This window comes from Leifsonia sp. Root227 (assembly GCF_001428745.1).
Lineage (GTDB): Bacteria > Actinomycetota > Actinomycetes > Actinomycetales > Microbacteriaceae > Leifsonia.
Window position 1 is genome coordinate 331,761 of record NZ_LMIO01000001.1, and the last position, 18,114, is coordinate 349,874.

At 69.4% G+C, this 18,114-nt stretch carries 17 protein-coding genes; 12 read left to right on the forward strand and 5 right to left on the reverse strand.

Annotation, left to right across the window (positions count from 1 at the left end):
* Nucleotides 1-10 precede the first annotated feature (10 nt).
* The 4 genes from ASE16_RS01595 to tatA form a co-directional block, all read right to left on the reverse strand.
* Nucleotides 11-1,288, reverse strand: a complete 1,278-nt coding sequence (locus ASE16_RS01595; protein ID WP_055889818.1) for an isochorismate synthase MenF — start codon at nt 1,286-1,288, stop codon at nt 11-13.
* Between the two features lie 99 nt (nt 1,289-1,387).
* A complete protein-coding gene (locus ASE16_RS01600; protein WP_055889821.1) occupies nt 1,388-3,400 on the reverse strand; it encodes a sialidase family protein in 2,013 nt (670 codons plus the stop codon).
* A gap of 97 nt (nt 3,401-3,497) precedes the next feature.
* On the reverse strand, nt 3,498-4,259 hold the full coding sequence (gene tatC / locus ASE16_RS01605; protein WP_055889823.1) for a twin-arginine translocase subunit TatC: 762 nt from the start codon (nt 4,257-4,259) through the stop codon (nt 3,498-3,500).
* Between the two features lie 51 nt (nt 4,260-4,310).
* Nucleotides 4,311-4,502: a twin-arginine translocase TatA/TatE family subunit gene (gene tatA, locus ASE16_RS01610; RefSeq protein WP_055889826.1), complete on the reverse strand. Its 192-nt coding sequence runs from the start codon at nt 4,500-4,502 to the stop codon at nt 4,311-4,313.
* 102 nt (nt 4,503-4,604) lie between these two features.
* Between tatA and ASE16_RS01615 the strand changes: the two genes are divergently transcribed.
* On the forward strand, nt 4,605-4,877 hold the full coding sequence (locus ASE16_RS01615) for a hypothetical protein (protein ID WP_055889830.1): 273 nt from the start codon (nt 4,605-4,607) through the stop codon (nt 4,875-4,877).
* A gap of 40 nt (nt 4,878-4,917) precedes the next feature.
* Complete coding sequence (locus ASE16_RS01620; RefSeq protein ID WP_055889833.1) at nt 4,918-5,919, forward strand: acetylxylan esterase; 1,002 nt, start codon at nt 4,918-4,920, stop codon at nt 5,917-5,919.
* Here the strand turns inward: ASE16_RS01620 and ASE16_RS01625 are convergent.
* Nucleotides 5,880-6,545, reverse strand: a complete 666-nt coding sequence (locus ASE16_RS01625) for a FadR/GntR family transcriptional regulator (RefSeq protein WP_235500233.1) — start codon at nt 6,543-6,545, stop codon at nt 5,880-5,882. The genes ASE16_RS01620 and ASE16_RS01625 overlap by 40 nt on opposite strands.
* 151 nt (nt 6,546-6,696) lie before the next feature.
* On the opposite strand from ASE16_RS01625, the gene ASE16_RS01630 reads away from it, so the two are divergent.
* The 10 genes from ASE16_RS01630 to ASE16_RS01675 all read left to right on the forward strand — a co-directional run bounded on the left by ASE16_RS01630 (nt 6,697) and on the right by ASE16_RS01675 (nt 18,114).
* Nucleotides 6,697-8,310: an ABC transporter substrate-binding protein gene (locus tag ASE16_RS01630; RefSeq protein WP_055889838.1), complete on the forward strand. Its 1,614-nt coding sequence runs from the start codon at nt 6,697-6,699 to the stop codon at nt 8,308-8,310.
* 67 nt (nt 8,311-8,377) lie between these two features.
* Nucleotides 8,378-9,331: an ABC transporter permease gene (locus ASE16_RS01635; protein WP_055889842.1), complete on the forward strand. Its 954-nt coding sequence runs from the start codon at nt 8,378-8,380 to the stop codon at nt 9,329-9,331.
* A 3-nt stretch (nt 9,332-9,334) separates the two neighbouring features.
* Nucleotides 9,335-11,380, forward strand: a complete 2,046-nt coding sequence (locus ASE16_RS01640) for a dipeptide/oligopeptide/nickel ABC transporter permease/ATP-binding protein (RefSeq protein ID WP_055889846.1) — start codon at nt 9,335-9,337, stop codon at nt 11,378-11,380.
* Nucleotides 11,377-12,168, forward strand: coding sequence for an ATP-binding cassette domain-containing protein (locus ASE16_RS01645; RefSeq protein ID WP_055889850.1), 792 nt, complete (start codon nt 11,377-11,379; stop codon nt 12,166-12,168). The genes ASE16_RS01640 and ASE16_RS01645 overlap by 4 nt, the downstream gene beginning before the upstream one ends.
* Nucleotides 12,169-12,227: 59 nt before the next feature.
* The gene (locus tag ASE16_RS01650; RefSeq protein ID WP_235500239.1) at nt 12,228-13,154 is read left to right on the forward strand and encodes a dihydrodipicolinate synthase family protein; all 927 of its coding nucleotides are present in this window, start codon (nt 12,228-12,230) and stop codon (nt 13,152-13,154) included.
* The gene (locus ASE16_RS01655) at nt 13,151-14,236 is read left to right on the forward strand and encodes an ROK family protein (protein WP_235500242.1); all 1,086 of its coding nucleotides are present in this window, start codon (nt 13,151-13,153) and stop codon (nt 14,234-14,236) included. The genes ASE16_RS01650 and ASE16_RS01655 overlap by 4 nt, the downstream gene beginning before the upstream one ends.
* The gene (locus ASE16_RS01660) at nt 14,230-14,913 is read left to right on the forward strand and encodes an N-acetylmannosamine-6-phosphate 2-epimerase (protein ID WP_055889859.1); all 684 of its coding nucleotides are present in this window, start codon (nt 14,230-14,232) and stop codon (nt 14,911-14,913) included. The genes ASE16_RS01655 and ASE16_RS01660 overlap by 7 nt, the downstream gene beginning before the upstream one ends.
* Nucleotides 14,910-15,932, forward strand: coding sequence for a DUF4862 family protein (locus ASE16_RS01665; RefSeq protein WP_162255948.1), 1,023 nt, complete (start codon nt 14,910-14,912; stop codon nt 15,930-15,932). The genes ASE16_RS01660 and ASE16_RS01665 overlap by 4 nt, the downstream gene beginning before the upstream one ends.
* Nucleotides 15,929-17,035, forward strand: a complete 1,107-nt coding sequence (gene ubiE, locus ASE16_RS01670; protein ID WP_055889868.1) for a bifunctional demethylmenaquinone methyltransferase/2-methoxy-6-polyprenyl-1,4-benzoquinol methylase UbiE — start codon at nt 15,929-15,931, stop codon at nt 17,033-17,035. Before ASE16_RS01665 ends, ubiE begins: the two co-directional genes overlap by 4 nt.
* Nucleotides 17,035-18,114: a polyprenyl synthetase family protein gene (locus tag ASE16_RS01675; RefSeq protein ID WP_055889871.1), complete on the forward strand. Its 1,080-nt coding sequence runs from the start codon at nt 17,035-17,037 to the stop codon at nt 18,112-18,114. Before ubiE ends, ASE16_RS01675 begins: the two co-directional genes overlap by 1 nt.

The window sequence follows — 18,114 nt, forward strand, 5'->3', positions numbered from 1 at the left end:
CAGGCGCCGGCTATCCGAAGGCTTCGACCACCGGACGGAACTTCATCGTCGTCTCGGCGAGTTCTCGCTCAGGGTCGGAGTCGGCCACGATGCCCGCACCGGCATACGCAGTGATGTCGCCGGACTCGGAGACCTGCGCGCAGCGCAGCGCGATGGCCCACTCGCCGTCGCCGTCGCCGCCGACCCAGCCGACGGGACCGGCATAACGGCCACGGTCGAACGGCTCCAGCTCGCGGATGACGGCCATCGCATCCCGTGTCGGGGTGCCTGCGACAGCGGCGGTCGGATGCAGGGCGTCGACCAGGTCGAGCGAGCTCGACCCGTCGCTCAGGGTGCCCTGGACGTCGGTGGCGAGGTGCCAAAGGTTGGGGAGCTTGAGGGTGAACGGCAGGTCGCTCGCAGCGAGGTCGGCGCTGTGCTCGCGCAGGGCGTCGACGACGCTCGCCACGGCGTAGCGGTGCTCGTCCTGGTCTTTGGTGCTGCTCGCGAGCGTGACGGCGGCGTCGTGGTCGCTGACGCTGTCGGCGCCGCGCGAGATGGTGCCGGCGAGCACGCGGGCGCTCACGGTTCCGTGGTCGACGCGCACCAGCGTCTCCGGTGACGAGCCGACCAGCCCGTCGACGGCGAACGTCCAGCACTCCGGGTAGCCGAGGGCCAGCTCCACCAGGGCACGGCGCACATCGGACTCGTGCGGAAGGTGCCCGGTGAGGTCCCTGGCGACGACGACCTTGCGGAGGTCGCCGCGCATGACGTGATCGACGGCGGCCTGCACGGCGGCGCGATAGCCGTCCTTGCTGAGCTTGCCGGGAAGGAGGGAGAGGCGGTACTCGTCGCCGAAGGGGGTGGGGCGCGGGAGGGCGGACGGCGCTGCACCGGAGGCGTCCGCGTCGTCGGCCGGGCGGATGCGGGTGATCCAGCTCCGCCCATCCCGGCGCCCGATGACGAACTCGGGGACGATGAGCACACTCGTCGCAGCGCTGTCGTTGTCGAACGCGAAGGTGCCGAACGCGACCAGGCCGGTGCCCGGCTTGCCGATGCCGTCTGTGACGGACGCCTGCGAGACGACCTCGCGCCACGCGGCGGCGGCAGAACGCATCCTGTCGTTGCCGGAGAACTCGAGCCGAAGCGCTTCGCCGATCCCGGCCATCCCTTCTCCCTTGCGGAGCCAGAGCAGCGGGTGCCTGGCGTCGAGGAACGGGATGAGCTGGCGGACGTCGTCGATGGGGGTGGTTTCGACCAGGAGAGCCGTGGCGCTCGATGTCCGGGGCGTGGTCGCTGTTGCTGTCACCCGTTCAGCCTACGCCCGGGATGCTGGGGTCGGATGCGCGCGGGCTGAGGGTTCGCGGGGCCGGGATGCGCATCCCGCCCCCGCGAACCGTCCGTCGAATCAGGACAGTCGCACCGGCGAGCCGAGCACCCGGCCGCTCGCGCTGCCGGACGGGCCTGTCACCGTCCACGACGTGTCCGGCACGAAGTAGCCCTGTGCCGCCTCCGCTGCGGTGACCGTGTGCTTCGGCGTCGAGCACACGTATGACGCGCCGGGCGCCAGCGCCGTGTACCGGCAGTTGCCTGCGCCGCTCGGCAGGAACGGGGAGAAGGCGCCGGCGGTGGGGACCACGGAGACGGTGGCCGTGCCGGTGTTCGTGACCCGGAAGGTGTACGCCACCTGGTCGCCCGCTGCGTACGGCGAGGAGGTCACGTCGCGTTCGCCGTCCGAGCGCTCGCCGGAGATGGCCGCCGTCCCGATGGTCGCCGCCCCTGCCTGGATGCCGCCCTGCAGCGCGACCGGCAGGCCGAGGACGCGGGTGGCGCCGGAGGAGTCGCCCGACGCGCTCCAGGTGGTGTCCGGCACGGCATAGCCCCGCGACACCTCGCCCGCTGTCACGGTGTGCCGCGGCGAGGAGCAGGTGTATGAGGCGCCACCGGCGAGGCCGATGTACCGGCAGTTTCCCGCGCCGCTCGGCACCAGGGGCGAGAAGTTGCCGCTGGTGGGTGCGATCGTGGACGCGGCTGAACCGTGGTTGGAGACCGTGAACGCATACGGCAGCGCTTCGCCGGCTGCGTACGGAGACGCGCTGAGATCGCGGGCGGTGTCCGTCCGTGCGCCGGCGATCGTCAGCTTAGAGAGCGTGCTGACGCCGTCGCAGGCCGCGTTCAGCCAGGCGTCGTCGAATCGGGCGAAGTTCATCGCCGTGGATGCGCTCGACTCGTAGAGCACGCCGAACTGGCCGGGACTGAGCCTGGTGGCCGTCGAGTATCCGGAGAATCCGGCGTTGAGCTGCCTGGCGAACGGCCAGGTCGCGCCGTCGTCGCAGGAGACGCGCGCCGTCAGGTTGGAGCGGGCCAACTGGGATGCGGTGTTGGTGAAGAGCAGCATCTTCGATTCGGGGCTGCCGGAGGGTGCGTCCGGGAACACCCGCGTGATCGACGCGTTGTTGGTCGGGTCCGGCAGCTCGGTGTCCTGGCTGACAGGGCCGTACGTGACGCCGCCATCGGTGGAGACGGCGACCTTGCGGTATCCGCCGCCCGCGTTGTCGCGGGAGTTGAGGAGCACGCGGCCGTCGGAGAGCTCGACCACCTTGTTCTCGTCCATCCTCGTCCCGGCGAACTGACCGCGCTGCCAGGTGGCGCCGTGGTCGTCCGAGTACACGCTGTATGCCTGGATGGCGTTGGTGCCGTCCGCCTGGCGCACGTCACCGGCGAACTGCTGGATCAGCCGGCCGGCGTGCGCGCCGTAGTGGAGCTGGATGCCCTCTCCGGAGCTCGCGAACATGCTGCGAACGTCGCCGGCGACGGGACTCGTGGTGCTCGTCCCCGGCTTGACCACCGAGGTGATCAGCCGTGGTTCGCTCCAGGTGACGCCGGCGTCGTCCGACTCGGACACCTGGGCACTGATGACCTGCCGGTTCGCGTCGTCGTTGCCGAACGTGCTGCCGCCAAAGCCCTGGTCCTTCGAGTAGACGGAGAACAGGAAGACCTTTCCAGCTACGGCGTCGTAGACGAAGCTCGGGTCGCTGAATCCGCTCTTCGGCGACGTGGTCACTCCGGCGCGCACCGTGCTGAGCGGACCCCAGGTCTGACCGCCGTCCGTGCTGCGCTTCATCACGATCGAGTTGGGGTTGGGGGAGTCCGCCGCGCTCCCTGGCCGGCCGTCCCACGCCGCGAGCACGACGCCGCCGCCGACGGATGCGAGCGCGGGGATGCGATACGCGGCGAACGGAGAGACAGGGCTCCCCGAGATGTCAGCGGTGCTGAAAGCGCCTGGCGGATCGGTCGGTGCTGCGACGGCCGGTGCGATCGGCAGAACGACGGCCGCGGCCGTGGCCGAGGCGGCGAGGGCGGCGAGCCATGCTCTCCTGCGGTGGGGATGCTGCCGGATCTCCGAAAATGGGCGTGACATAGCGTTCCTTCCTTTCCTGTTGGCACTGCGATGTGTTCCGGGTGAGGTGAGGTACTGCGTCGGGTATCCGGGTAAGCGATGTCGGCAGAGCGCGGCGTCAGCCCAGTTCGCGGACGGTGGATGCGAGGATCGCCGCCGCCTTCCGATCGGCGCGCCTGTCGTGCAGGGCGGCGACTCCGGCCGCCGCGAAGAACAGCGCGACCATCGGCAGGGCGAGGCCGACCATCGAGAGCACGTCGGCCGCCGGGGTCGCGATGGCGGTGAAGAGGGCGATGGCGATCACGGCCACCCGCCACGACCGGACGATGGTGGATGCGCGCAGCACGCCGACGAAGTTGAGCAGCACGACCACGATCGGGAGCACGAACGCCACACCGATCGCGACGATGAGCTTGAGCACGAAGTCGAAGTAGGTCTTCGCCTGCACGATCGCCGCATCCTGCTGAGGGGCGAACCCGGTGAGCACGCCGACCATGTGCGGCAGCACGAACCAGCCCGCCAGACAGCCGGCGAGGAACAGCGGGACCGCGGTGAAGAAGAAGCCGAAACCGTACAGCCGTTCCCTGCGGTTGAGCGCTGGAACGAGGAATGCCCAGAGCTGGTAGAGCCAGACCGGGCTGGAGACGATGACGCCGACGGTCATCGCCACCTGCATCCTGAGGTCGAACGCGCCCGTGATGGTGTCGTAGTTGAGTTCGGCGAGACGGTGCTGGGTGGCGGCGACCTGTTCGATCGGGGCGCGGAGTGCATCCAGCACCGGGGTCGCCAGAAACCATCCGGCCACGACGCCGGCGAGCAGCGCTGCGGCCGACCGGAAGAGGCGGCGGCGGAGTTCGGCGAGATGCGCGGCGATCGCCATGCGGCCGGACTCGGCCTTCTGCGCGCGCGGCTTCGTACTCCGCCGCACGGGTCAGACCTCCGTGCTGCCCGGCGTCTTCGGCTCGCTGTCGCGACCGGTGAACTCGGGCTTGACCTCGCTCTTGAAGATCCGCATCGACTGTCCGAGGCTCTTCGCGAGGGCGGGGATCTTGGGTGCGCCGAACAGGAGAAGGATGACGGCGACGATGATCAGGGCGTGCCAGCCGTTGAGGTTCGCGAACATCGGGGGAGGCCTTTCTCGTAGAGGTTCGCGGCTGATGCCGCCCGGTCACTCAAGCACATATGACGTCTGATGTCTAGGCGGAATTGTGATACGGTCGCACCCATGTTCGGTCTGACGTTCGACAAACTGATCGTCGTGGGAGTGGTCGCGGCCTTCCTCGTCGGCCCGACGCGCCTGCCCGGATACGCCGCGAAACTCGCTGAGTTGGTGCGCAGACTGCGCAGCACGGCCGACGGCCTCAAGGAGCGCGTCAGCGACGAGATCGGCGAGGACATCGACTGGCAGAAGCTCGACCCGCGGCGGTACGACCCCCGCGCCATCGTGCGCGGCGCGCTCTTCGACGACGAGCAGGACACCGGGACGAAACGGGACTGACCAGGCCGGCCGACAGGCAGCCACCAGCGAAAGAGAGAGCATGTTCCTCGACCTCCCAGAGCCAGAGCTCCGCGCGTACCGCAGCGCGCAGAGCGACCCGGACGACTTCGACGCGTTCTGGGCGGACACGATCGACGGCGCCCGCGCGCATCCACTGGTCGTCGGCGTCGAACAGGTGGATGCGGGACTCACCACGGTCGACGTGTTCGACGTGCGTTTCGGCGGCTACGACGGCGAGGAGATCGCCGCGTGGCTGCGCCTCCCGCGCGGCGCCGACGGGCCGCTGCCCGCGGTCGTCCAGTTCCACGGCTACGGCAGGGGGCGGGGCGATGCCGTCGAGAACCTGCTCTGGGCGTCGGCGGGATACGCGCACTTCGAGATGGACACCCGCGGCCAGGGCTGGAGTGGATCGCGCGGCGTCACGCCGGACAGCGGCTCGCCGCCGCCGCAGATGCCCGGCTTCGTCACCAGGGGAGTCGAGCACAGGAGCACCTACTACTACCGCCGCCTGTTCACCGATGCGGTGAGGGCCGTCGAGGCGGCACGCACGTTCGAAGCGGTGGATGCGTCCCGCGTCGCTGTCCTCGGCATCAGCCAGGGCGGAGGGATCGCGCTCGCCGTCGCCGGGCTCGTCCCCGACCTCGCGCACGTTGTGGCGAGGGTGCCGTTCCTCTGCGACTTCCCGCGCGCATCCGTCGTCACCGACCGGATGCCGTTCCGCGAGATCGCGGACTACCTGGCGCACTTCCGCGACCGCACAGAGCAGGTGCACGAGACGCTCTCGTACTTCGACGGCGTGAACTTCGCGAAGCGGGCGACGGCGCCCGCCACGATCACGGCGGCGCTGATGGACCCGATCTGCCCGCCGTCGACCGTCTACGCCGCGTACAACGCGTACGCGGGGCCGAAGCGCATCCACACCTGGCCGTACAACGCCCACGAGGGCGGCGGTGTCGACGACGACCTGCTCTCACTGCGCGTGCTGCGCGACGCCTTCGCGGCTCAGGATGCGGTGCCGAGCCCCCTGCGCAGCGGGATGTAGTGCTTCACGACCGCCTCGCGGTACGCCTCGACGTCGCCGGCCTCCGCTGCGCGCAGCATGTCGCCGTGCGCGCGGGCCGTCTCGTCCAGGCCGACCGTGGGCGGAAGGCCGAGCCGCGGATACACGACCGTGTTGACCTCCCAGAACGCGGTGACGAGCTGGCCGACGAGCGCGTTGTCGAGGTGGGCGAGCAGGTCGGAGTGGAAGGCGCGGTCCTCCTCGGCGAACGCCTCGCCTCTGGCGCTCTTCTCCTCCATCGCATCCACCACCTGGTGCAGCCCGGGGTTGCTCGTGCCTGCCAGGGCGGCGCAGACCTGCTCCGCCATCGCCAGGTCGAGCGCTTCGCGCACCTCGACGACCTCGCGCAGGGCGGCGAAGTCGTCCTCCGGACCGAGGACGCCGCGGAAGACGAGCCCTTCCACCAGCGGGGCAAGCGACAATTGACCGACGTACGTTCCGTAGCCGTGACGAACCTCAACGATGTCGAGGGCGGCGAGCGTCCTCATCGCCTCACGCACGCTGGACCGGCTCACGCCGAGTTCTGCGCACAGTTCCGCCTCCGTGGGAAGGAGGTCACCCGGCTGAAGCCGGTGGATGAGGATGTAGTCCTTGATCTGGTCTGTCACCGACGTTCGGCGTTGGCTGTGGGTCGAGGAGAACATTCCGGACGTGGTGGGCTCGAACGCCATTGTGGACTTGACCTTTCCGCGGGATGTGCACTACTTTCAGTATACCCACGTAGGACATCAGACGTCCGATCTCAGGAGAGGCAGTTCAATGTTGAGAGATTCACTCCAGAAACAAACGAGCAGACGCACCTTCCTCGCAGCCACCGGCGCCGCCGGAATCGTCGCGGCTCTCGCGGCGTGCAGCGGTCCGCCCTCGACCACCGGAAAGGCCGGAACCGCAGCAGCAGCGGGATCGGTCGACAAGAACGGAACGATCACGGCGGGCATGTCGTACGCGCTCGGCACCGGCTTCGACCCGATGACCACCACCGGCGCGCTCACGATGGCCGCCAACTGGCACACCCTCGAAGGTCTCGTCGAGCTCGACCCTGTGACCCGCAAGGCGTACGCCGCCCTCGGCAAGGCCCTGCCGAAGCAGGTCGACAGCACCACGTACACCGTCGCCCTCCGCGACGGTGCGACCTTCCACGACGGAAGCAAGGTCACCGTCGACGACGTCCTGTTCTCCTTCCAGCGCGTGCTCGACCCCGCCAACGCCTCCCTGTACGCCGGATTCCTCCCCTTCCTCTCGGCCGACAGCGTCACCAAGGTCGACGACACCACCGTGCAGTTCAAGACGGCGTACCCCTTCCCGCTGTTCGCCGAGCGCATCTCGGTCGTGAAGGTCGTTCCGAAGGCCATCGTCACCGCAGACCCGAAGGCGTTCGACGCCCTCCCCACCGGCACCGGCCCGTACAAGATCACGGCGGCCACCGCGAACGACAAGCTCAGCTTCGAGCGCCACGACGCGTACAACGGCTCACGCCCCGCCCTTGCCGCGGCGATGACCTGGAACCTGCTGTCCGACCCGTCCGCGCGCGTCAGTGCGATGCAGTCCAAGCGCGTCAACGCCATCGAGGATGTGCCGTACCTCAACGTCGACGGGCTCTCCCGCGTCGTGAAGACCGAGTCTGTGCAGTCGTTCGGCCTGCTCTTCATGATGTTCAACACCACCGTGAAGCCGTTCGACGACAAGCGCGTCCGTCAGGCGCTGTTCTACGCGATCGACATGGACAAGCTGATCAAGAACGGGATGCTCGGCAACGCGGAGGCCGCATCCAGCTACGTGCAGAACGACCACCCCGACTACGTCAAAGCCAAGACCGTCTACAAGCACGACCCCGCCAAGGCGAAGTCGCTGCTCAAGGCCGCCGGCGTCTCCAACCTGTCGATCACGCTCCTGACCACCGACACCGGCTGGGTCAAGGACGTGGCGCCGCTCATCAAGGAAGACCTGGATGCGGTGGGCGTCAGCACCACGCTCGACATCGGCCAGTCGGCCGGGCAGTACAAGAAGGTCGACAACAACCAGTTCGAGGTGATGGTCGCCCCAGGCGACCCCTCGGTCTTCGGAAACGACGCCGACCTCCTGCTGCGCTGGTTCTACGCGGACAACATCTGGTCGCAGAAGCGCTACCGCTGGAACTCCGGCGCCGAGTTCGACACGCTCCAGAAGCTCCTCGACCAGGGCGCGCAGGAGACCGATCGCAAGCAGCAGCTCGCCACCTGGAGCGAGATCTACAACCTGGTCTCGGACGAGGTCCCGCTCTACCCCCTGCTGCACCGCAAGCTGCCGACCGCCTGGGACTCCAGCGCCCTCGCGGACTTCAAGCCGATCTCGATGACCGGCCTGTCGTTCCTCGGCGTCGGCCCGACGAAGTAGCGCCCAACGGTGGGGCCGGTCGACCCCGGCCCCACCGCCTCCCTCCAGCCCCCTTTAGGAGTCACGCATGGTCGCACTCGTGCGCCTCGCCGGACGGCGTCTGATCGCCCTGCCGTTCATGATCCTCGGGATCACCCTCTTGGTCTTCATCGTGCTGCAGTTCGCGCCGACCGACCCGGCCACGAACGCGCTCGGTGAGAGCGCGAGCGACGCGGCCAAAGCCACCTGGCGGCAGGAGAACGGATACAACGATCCGCTCATCGTCCGCTACCTCGCCTTCCTCGGCCACCTCATCCAGGGCAACCTCGGCAACACGGTCCCGCCGAGCCAATCGGTCAGCGGCCTGATCGGCACGGCGTTCCCGCTCACCCTGCAGCTCACCTTCCTTGGCCTCATCATCGCCATCGTGCTCGCCGCCGTGCTCGGCGTGACGGCCGCCCTCTACCGCGACCGCTGGCCCGACCAGGTGATCCGCGTCGTCTCGATCGCCGGGATCGCGGTGCCGTCGTTCTGGCTGGCGATCCTGCTCATCCAGCAGTTCGCCCTCACCTGGCCGATCTTCCCGACCGGTGGATACACGTCCCCCCAGGACTCGTTCGGCGGCTGGCTGCAGTCGATGTTCCTTCCCGCCCTCGCGCTCGCGGTGCCGGTCGCCGCATCCCTCACCAGGGTCGTGCGCACCTCGATGGTCGAAGAGCTCGACCGCGACTACGTGCGCACCGCGATCGGCAGCGGCCTCCCGCGCAGCGTGGTGATCGGCAGGAACGTCTTCCGCAACGCCCTCATCACCCCGATCACGGTTCTCGGACTGCGCGTCGGCTACCTGCTCGGCGGCGCCATCGTCATCGAGGTGATCTTCGACCTGCCGGGGATGGGCCAGCTCATCCTCAACGGCGTGACGGCGGGCGACACCAACCTGGTGCAGGGCGTCACCATCACGATCGCGCTCACTTTCGTGATCGTCAACACGATCGTCGACCTCCTCTACCTGGTGGTCAATCCTCGAATCAGGACGGTGTAAACGATGCGTCGCACACTCGCCGATCGCCTCTCCGCTCCCGGACTGCGCTTCAAGGCTCTCCCTCTGTCATCGAAGATCTCGCTGGTCTTCTTCCTCATCGTGGTGCTGGCGGCGATCTTTGCCCCGCTGGTCGCTCCGCACGACCCGCTGAAGTCGGGCGTCCCAGCGCAGCCGCCGTCGTTCGACAACTGGTTCGGCACCGACCGCAGCGGACGCGACATCTTCTCCCGCCTCATCTACGGCGCAAGGTCGTCGCTCGCCATCGGCCTCGGCGCAACAGCTCTCGCTCTCATCGTCGGCGGCATCATCGGCGCCGTCGCCGCCACGGCGCACCGCTGGGTCAACGAGGGCATCATGCGCATCCTCGACGTCATCATGTCGTTCCCCGGCATCGCGCTCGCCATCGTGTTCGTGGCCGTGTTCGGCAAGAGCCTGCCTGTGCTCATCGCGACGATCGCGTTCCTCTATGTTCCGCAGTTGGCACGCATCGTGCGCGCCAACGTCCTCAGCCAGTTCGGCGAGGACTACGTGGCGGCCGAACGCGTGCTCGGGGCGCGCACCTCGTACATCCTGCTCAAGCACGTCTTCCGCAACTGCGCGGCGCCCATCCTGGTCTTCGCGACCATCCTTGTCGCCGACGCGATCGTGTTCGAGGCGAGCCTGTCGTTCATCGGCGCCGGCGTGCAGGAGCCCGCCCCGTCCTGGGGCAACGTGATCTCCAGCGGCAAGAACCTGCTGCTGGCCGGCGGCTGGTGGGCGACCCTGTTCCCCGGCCTCCTCATCCTGATCACAGTGCTCGCCCTCAACGTGCTGGCCGAGGGGCTGACGGATGCGATGGTCAGGCCGAGCATCCGCCGCCGCGCCACAGCGCCGGAGTCCATCCCCACCGACGCCGGCACCGCATCCGTCGTCACCGCGGAGTCGCTGGACAACGTCGGAGCACTGGAGGAGGACGAGGAGAGCAGCATCGCGGCCGACCCGCTCGACCCTGTCGCCCCCGACCCCGCCCTCGTGCTGCACCTGCAGCACCTCGGCGAGGCGGAGCGCCGCCGGACCGACCGGCTGGTCTTCGACGCCGACGTGCCCCCGCTCCTGGAGGTGCAGAGCCTCAGCATCCGGTTCCCCGACCGCCACGGAGACGTGGATGTGGTCGACAGGCTCAGCTTCTCCGTCCGTCCGGGCGAGACGATGGCGATCGTGGGAGAGTCCGGATCGGGCAAGAGCCTGTCGAGCCTCGCGGTGATGGGACTGCTCCCCGCCAACGCCGAGGTGACGGGCCGCATCCTGTTCGAGGGTCGCGATCTGCTCACGATGACCGAGCACGAGCGCAACGCCCTCCGCGGCCACGAGATGTCGATGGTGTACCAGGATGCGCTCAGCTCTCTGAACCCGTCCATGCTCATCAGGGCGCAGCTCAAGCAGCTCATCCGGCGCGGAGGGACACGCAGTGCGGAAGAGCTCATGGAGCTCGTCGGACTCGACCCTGTGCGCACCCTCAAGAGCTATCCGCACGAGCTGTCGGGTGGTCAGCGGCAGCGCGTCCTCATCGCGATGGCGCTCACCCGCAGCCCGAAACTGGTCGTCGCCGACGAACCGACCACAGCGCTGGACGTGACGGTTCAGGCGCAGATCATCGACCTGCTCAACGACCTGCGCGCCAAGCTCGGCTTCGCCCTCGTGTTCGTCAGCCACGACCTCGCGCTCGTCGCCGAGGTGGCGCACTGCATCACCGTGATGTACGCGGGCCAGGTGGTCGAGAGCGCGCCGACGGCCGAACTGCTGCTGCACCCGCAGCACGAGTACACCCGCGGCCTCCTCGGCTCCGTGCTCTCCATCGAGTCCGGCGCCACCAGGCTGCACCAGATCCCCGGCACCGTGCCGACGCCGCGCGACTTCGCGAAGGGCGACCGGTTCGCATCCCGATCGGTGGAGCGGCCTGGGGCAGGGATCGACGTGCGGCCGGAGCTGCGGCTCGTCGACGGCACGACAGACCACTACGTCGCCTCCCTCCCGGAGACGGCGAACGCGCAGAAGGGAGCGGCACTGTGACAGGAGCCGACATCCTCACCCTGGACCACGTGCACGTCGTGCACACCGCCAGGACGGGCAAGCTGTTCAAGCCGGACAAGGTGCACGCCGTCAACGACGTGAGCCTGACGATCCGTCGAGGAGAGACCATCGGCATCGTCGGCGAGTCCGGCTGCGGCAAGTCCACGCTCGCCCGCGTGCTCGTCGGGCTGCAGCAGCCGACGGACGGCGACGTGCTCTACCAGGGGCGGAGCGTCCTCACCAAGGATCGCGCCACCAGGAAGGCGCTCGGCAAGGCGGTCTCCATCGTCTTCCAGGACCCGTCCACGGCGCTCAACTCCCGCATGACCATCCACGACATCCTGCGCGACCCGCTGGATGTGCACGCGATGGGCACCGGGGCGCAGCGCGAGCGCCGCATCCTGGAGCTGCTCGACCTGGTGGGGCTGCCGCGCTCGGCGGCGGAGGTGCTGCCGAGCCACGTCTCGGGCGGTCAGCGCCAGCGCGTCGCCATCGCCAGGGCGCTCGCGCTCGAACCCGACCTGATGGTCGCCGACGAGCCGACCAGCGCGCTCGACGTGTCGGTGCGCGCCCAGATCCTCAACCTGCTCAGCGACCTGAAGGAACGCCTCGACCTGGCGATGGTCTTCATCTCGCACGACATCCAGACCGTCCGCTACGTCTCCGACCGCATCGTCGTCATGTACTACGGCCGGATCGTCGAGGAGGGCACAGCCGCCTCGGTGTTCGACAACCCGAGCGACGACTACACCAGGAAGCTCCTCGGCGCGGCGCCATCGCTGCTCTGACCATCCATCCTTCGAGAACCACACCATCAGCACCACGAGCATCACCATTGGAGAGAACAGTGAGCAAGCCCAGTTTTTCCGGAGTCATCCCGCCCATCGTCACGCCGTTCGCCGAGGACGGCTCGCTCGACGTCGCCTCCTTCGAGCGCCTGATCGAGTCGCAGATCACCGCGGGCGTCAACGGGCTGTTCGCGCTCGGCTCGTCCGGTGAGGTCGGCTTCCTGACCGACGCCGCGCGCTCCGCCGTGCTCACGGAGGCGGTCAGGATCGCGGGGGGCAGGGTGCCCGTGCTCGCCGGCGTGAACGACATGTCGACCGCCCGCGTCATCGAGCAGATCCGCATCGCAGAGTTCGCCGGTGTGGATGCGGTGGTCGCCACTGTTCCGTTCTACGTGCGCCCGAACATCGTCGAGATCGAGTCGCACTTCCGAGCGCTCGCCGCGGCGACCAGCCTGCCGATCTTCGCATACGACGTTCCCGTCCGCGTGAACCTCAAGCTCGAACGCGACCTCCTCATCCGCCTGGGCCTGGACGGCGTGATCGCGGGGGTGAAGGACTCCAGCGGCGACGACGTCGCCTTCCGCCGCCTGGTCGCGGCAAACGAGGCGGCAGGCCGCCCGCTGGTGCTGTTCACCGGGCACGAGATCGTCGTCGACGGCGCGCTGCTCGCCGGGGCGGACGGTGTCGTCCCCGGCCTCGGAAACGTCGATCCAGCGTCGTACGTCCGCCTCTTCGAGGCGGCGAAGGCGGGGGACTGGGCGGAGGCCAAGCGCATCCAGGACCAGCTCGCCTCGCTGTTCGAGATCGTGTTCCAGGCGCAGGGCGTGAGTGGAGAGGCCGCAGGGCTCGGCGCGTTCAAGACGGCACTGCAGGCCATCGGCGTCATCGACAGCAACCGCATGGCGCACCCGGTGCCGACGTTGGAAGGCGAGACGGTCGACCGCATCCGCGCCATCGTGGAGGAGTCCGGGCTGCTCGTCCGATGAGCGGCACGGTGGGCGCGGGTGCGCGCGCTGGCGCCGGTGTGCGCGCCGGCGCTGGTATGCACGCCGGTGCGGGCGCTGACGCGGGCGCGGGCGCTGGCGCGGACGCTCCGGTGGCGGGCGGGAGGTTCGCGGTCGGCATCGACATCGGCGGCACCAAGACGGCCGCCGGCCTGGTCGACATCGCGACCGGCGCCGTCGTCGTGCGGAGCGAGGCTCCCACCCCTTCCGCCGCAGGCCCCGATGCGGTGCTCGCCACCGCGATCCGCCTCGCCGAATCGGTGATCGCCTCCGCACCGTCCCTGTCCCGCGTCGTATCGGCGGGCGTCGGAGCGGCCGGCGTCATCGACCCCGTCCGCCGCGTGGTGGTGTCCGCGACCGACACGTTGCCCGGCTGGGCAGGCACCCCGATCGGCGAGGCTGTCGAATCCGCCATCGGCGTCCCTGTCGTCGTCGAGAACGACGTGCACGCCCACGCCATCGGCGAGGCGCGCTCCGGCGCCGGCCGTGGCCGCGGAACGGTGTTGCTGGTCGCAGCCGGCACCGGCATCGGTGGAGCGCTCATCGCCGACGGTGCGCTCGTGCGCGGCGCCGGCCACGTCGCTGGGCACTACGGCCACCTGCCGTCCGTGGAGGCGCATGGCCTGCCGTGCACCTGCGGGCGGACTGGGCATGTGGAGATGATCGCGGCTGGGCCGGCGATCCTCGCGGCCTATCTGCGAGCGGGCGGATCGTCTGTGCCGGACACTCGGGCGGTATTCGCTCTCGCGGACGCCGGGGACGAGCTCGCTGCCGCGACGATCACGCTGGCCGCGACCGCCCTCGGCCGCACGATCGGCGGACTGGTGAACGCCATCGACCCTGACATCGTCGTCATCGGCGGCGGTTTAGCGGCGACCGGCGCCCGCTGGTGGAACCCGCTGCGCGCCGGAATCGACGCGGAGACGATCCCCGCAGCGACGGGCCTCCCGGTCGTCGCCGCCGAACGCGGAGGGGATGCGGCCATCGTCGGGGCGGCGCTGGCGTCGGCATCCATTCCTCCCCTTGTGCCGAACGAACGACCAGCTTCTGGAGAACCATGTTGAGAATCGCCCACACCCTCGAAACCCTGGCCGGCGGTCTCATCGTCTCCTGTCAGGCATACCCTGGCGAGCCCATGCGCAGCCCGGAGACCATGGCCCAGGTCGCCCAGTCGGCTGTCATCGGCGGCGCGGTCGGCATCCGCGCGCAGGGTCCGGGCGACATCGCGCTCATCCGCGACAGGGTGGACCTCCCCCTGATCGGCCTCTGGAAGGCGGGCGACGCCGACGTGTTCATCACGCCGACCCTTCGGCACGCAGTCAGCGTGCACGCAGCAGGCGCGACGGTCGTCGCGATCGACGGCACCCGCCGGGAACGGCCGGACGGCCTCACGCTCGCCGAAACGATCCACCGGCTCAAAGATCTCACCGGCGCCACCGTGATGGCCGACGCCGGCTCGCTCTCCGACGCCATCGCCGCCGTGGAAGCGGGGGCGGACTGCGTCGGAACCACGCTGGCCGGTTACACCGAGGAACGCCGGAAGACGGACGGCCCCGACCTCGAGCTGCTGGCGGAGGTGGTCGCAGCGGTGGACGTGCCGGTGATCGCCGAGGGCCGCATCCACACCCCGGCGCAGGCCGCGGCGGCGATGGATGCCGGCGCATACGCGGTCGTGGTCGGCACCGCGATCACGCACCCGGCCACGATCACCCGCTGGTTCGCGGACGCGGTCGCACGGTGACCGGAGTTTCTGCTGGGGTGTTCGTCGGCGCATATGCCGCATCCCCCGCCCACGCGACGTGGAATGCGGCACTCGAGTCGGAGTTCTTCGCCGGGCTGGACGCGCTGCCGGAGGTCCGCGGACTGGAGCTTCCGTGGATCGGCGGCCTCCACCCGCACGACGACGCGTGGCTGCTCCGCGCCTTCCCGCGCCGGTTCGATGCGGTGCTGACGAGCATCCCCGGCACGATGAAGCGGCTCGGCTCTGCTCCGTCCTACGGCCTCGCGTCCCGCGACCCGGACGGCCAGGCCGACGCTGTTGCGGAGGCCCGTCGCATGCGCGACGCCGTCCGCCGCCTGAACGACGCGGTCGGACGCCAGGCGGTGACCGCCGTCGAGCTGCACAGCGCTCCGTCCGCCCTTCGTGGAGACCGTGCGTCGCTCGCCGTGTCGCTGGCCGAGCTGGCCGGCGACGCGAACGCTTGGGACGGCGCAGCCATCGTGGTCGAGCACTGCGACGCGTTCCTGCCTCGGCAGCAACCGGAGAAGGGCTTCCTCGACCTGGCAGACGAACTCGCCGCCATGGACGGCCTCCCGCAGTGGGTCGGCCTCAGTATGAATTGGGGCCGCTCCGCGATCGAGCTGAGGGACGGAAGCCTGGTCACCGAGCAGCTCCGAATCGCCGCAACCTCCGGACGCCTCCGCGGCCTGATGCTCTCCGGCGCCTCTGCACAGCAGTCGCCGTTCGGCGCGCCCTGGGTGGATGCGCACCACCCGATGACCCCGACGCCCGACTTCGCATACGGCGAACCGACCTCGCTGCTCACCCCGGACCTCCTCACGGACGCCGTCACTGCGGCAGACGGCGTGGACTGGCTGGGCTTCAAGTTCGGCTGGGCGGAGCGCACGGCCCCGGTCGCGCCTCGCGTCGACATGATCGCGACCGCGGCTCGCCTGGTGATCGCCGCTGTCGCTGATGCCACCGCCTCTCAGGGAGCTGGAATGCAGGGCGGCGCGGTGCCGCCTAAGCTAGGGGGGTGAGTAAGGCCGACCTCAGTAAACAGCCCGCGCAGGTCGCCGCCATGTTCGATGAGGTGTCGACGCACTACGACAGGACCAACAACGTCCTCTCGATGGGCAACGCGGCTCTCTGGCGTGTGGCGACGACCAAGGCCGTCGGCCCAAGGGCGGGCGAGACCATTCTCGACGTCGCTGCGGGCACGGGGACCTCGAGCGCATCCCTCGCGAAGAACGGCGCGACCGTTGTGGCCGCCGACTTCTCGGAAGGAATGATCGAGGTCGGGCGCCGCCGCCAGGCAGACAACCCGTTCGTCCGGTTCGTCCAGGCGGACGCCACGCAGCTTCCGTTCGACGACGACCAGTTCGACGCCGTCACCATCTCGTTCGGCCTCCGCAACATCGTCGACCCGAAGAAGGCGCTCGCTGAGTTCTACCGCGTGACGAAGCCGGGTGGACGCGTCGTGATCTGCGAGTTCTCCCAGCCCCCCGCATCCATTGTGCGCACCGGATACTCCGCGTACCTCCGTTTCGGGATGCCCGTGCTGGCCAAGCTGGCGAGCTCCAACCCCGCCGCGTACGAATACCTGATGGACTCCATCGAGGCATGGCCGTCTCAGCCCGTGCTCGCCGACTGGCTCCGCGAGGCCGGATTCGAGCACGTCGCGTACCGCAACCTCACCTACGGAATCGTCGCCCTGCACCGCGGGTACAAGCCACGGGATGCGGGTGGAGCGCGCGCGACGGAGGCCGCCGGCGCGACGTCGTCGACCCCCGGCCCCACGCCCCCTGCCACCAAGCCCGCCGACGCGAAGTCTGCTGAAGTGAAGGCAGCGGCTGCCGCGAAGCCTGCCGCCGCCGCGAAGCCGGCTGGTGCGAAGCCTGCTGCTGCGAAGCCTGCCGCTGCTGCGAAGCCTGCCACTGCGAAGTCCGCTGCCGCGAAGCCCGCCACGGCAAAGCCCGCGGCCGCCAAGCCCAGCACGGCAAAGAAGCCAGCGCCTGCAAAGCCCACCACCGCGAAACGCACCACCGCAGAACCCACCACCGCCAAGCCCGCGCGCTCCAACCGAGCAGCGGGCGCCACGGGGTCGTCGGATTCGTCCGGCGTCCCACCCGAGGGGGAGTAGTGCCACCAAGCGTCCCCGCTGTGCGACGCACCGCGTCGCTGTCCAGCCAAATCGGCCTGACGGAGCGGATCTTCTCGTCCGGTCAGGACAGGGAGCTCGCTTCCGCTGTCGACGCCGGGCTCGCGCTCGTCGAAGAGGGTCTGCACGCCGAGATGCGGTTCGCCGACAATCTCGCCGACGTCACCGCCCGCTACCTGCTGGAGGCCGGCGGCAAACGGGTGCGTCCCATGCTGACCCTGCTCACGGCGCAGCTCGGGCTCGGCAACACCCCGGAGGTGCTGCAGGCAGCGGAGGCCGTGGAGATCACGCACCTCGCCTCGCTCTACCACGATGACGTCATGGACGACTCGCAGATGCGACGTGGTGTGCCGAGCGCCCAGTTCGTCTGGGGCAATTCGGTGGCCGTGCTCACCGGCGATCTGCTGTTCGCGAGGGCGAGCAAGATGGTCTCCACCCTGGGCGAGCGCGCCATCCAGTTGCAGGCGGACACGTTCGAGCGGCTCTGCCTCGGGCAGCTGCACGAGACGATCGGTCCGCAGGACGGCGAAGACCCCGTGGAGCACTACATCCGCGTGCTGGAGGACAAGACAGGTTCGCTCATCGCCGTCGCCGCCCAGATGGGCGTCGTGTTCGCGAAGGCGCCGGAGGAGTACGAGCAGCCCGTCGTGACGTTCGGCGAGAAGATCGGCGTCGCCTTCCAGATCATCGACGACGTGATCGACCTGTCGTCGCAGGGCGTCAAGGAGACGGGCAAGACGCCGGGCAACGACCTCCGCGCCGGCGTCGCGACGCTCCCCGTGCTGCGCCTGCGCGAGCTCGCAGAGTCGGACGCGGACGCGCGCGCCCTGCTCGACCGCCTCGAGCGCGACGTGATCGGCACGGCGGAGGACGGCGAGATCACTCCGGCCGCGACCGCCGCCATCGCCGCGCTGCGCGACCACCCGGTGACCGCGCAGACGCTGGAGGAAGCCCACCGCTGGGCACGCGAGGCCGTCGAAGCGCTCGAACCGCTGCCGACCGGGCCCGTCAAGAAGGCGCTGATCCGCTTCGCGGACACCATCGTCGAACGTTCCAGCTGA

Coding starts and splice junctions, on each gene's coding strand:
- ASE16_RS01600 (WP_055889821.1), bottom strand. CDS start 3,400: ATGTCACGCCCATTTTCGGAGATCCGGCAGCATCCCCACCGCAGGAGA.
- tatC (WP_055889823.1), bottom strand. CDS start 4,259: ATGGCGATCGCCGCGCATCTCGCCGAACTCCGCCGCCGCCTCTTCCGG.
- tatA (WP_055889826.1), bottom strand. CDS start 4,502: ATGTTCGCGAACCTCAACGGCTGGCACGCCCTGATCATCGTCGCCGTC.
- ASE16_RS01615 (WP_055889830.1), top strand. CDS start 4,605: ATGTTCGGTCTGACGTTCGACAAACTGATCGTCGTGGGAGTGGTCGCG.
- ASE16_RS01620 (WP_055889833.1), top strand. CDS start 4,918: ATGTTCCTCGACCTCCCAGAGCCAGAGCTCCGCGCGTACCGCAGCGCG.
- ASE16_RS01630 (WP_055889838.1), top strand. CDS start 6,697: ATGTTGAGAGATTCACTCCAGAAACAAACGAGCAGACGCACCTTCCTC.
- ASE16_RS01635 (WP_055889842.1), top strand. CDS start 8,378: ATGGTCGCACTCGTGCGCCTCGCCGGACGGCGTCTGATCGCCCTGCCG.
- ASE16_RS01640 (WP_055889846.1), top strand. CDS start 9,335: ATGCGTCGCACACTCGCCGATCGCCTCTCCGCTCCCGGACTGCGCTTC.
- ASE16_RS01655 (WP_235500242.1), top strand. CDS start 13,151: ATGAGCGGCACGGTGGGCGCGGGTGCGCGCGCTGGCGCCGGTGTGCGC.
- ASE16_RS01660 (WP_055889859.1), top strand. CDS start 14,230: ATGTTGAGAATCGCCCACACCCTCGAAACCCTGGCCGGCGGTCTCATC.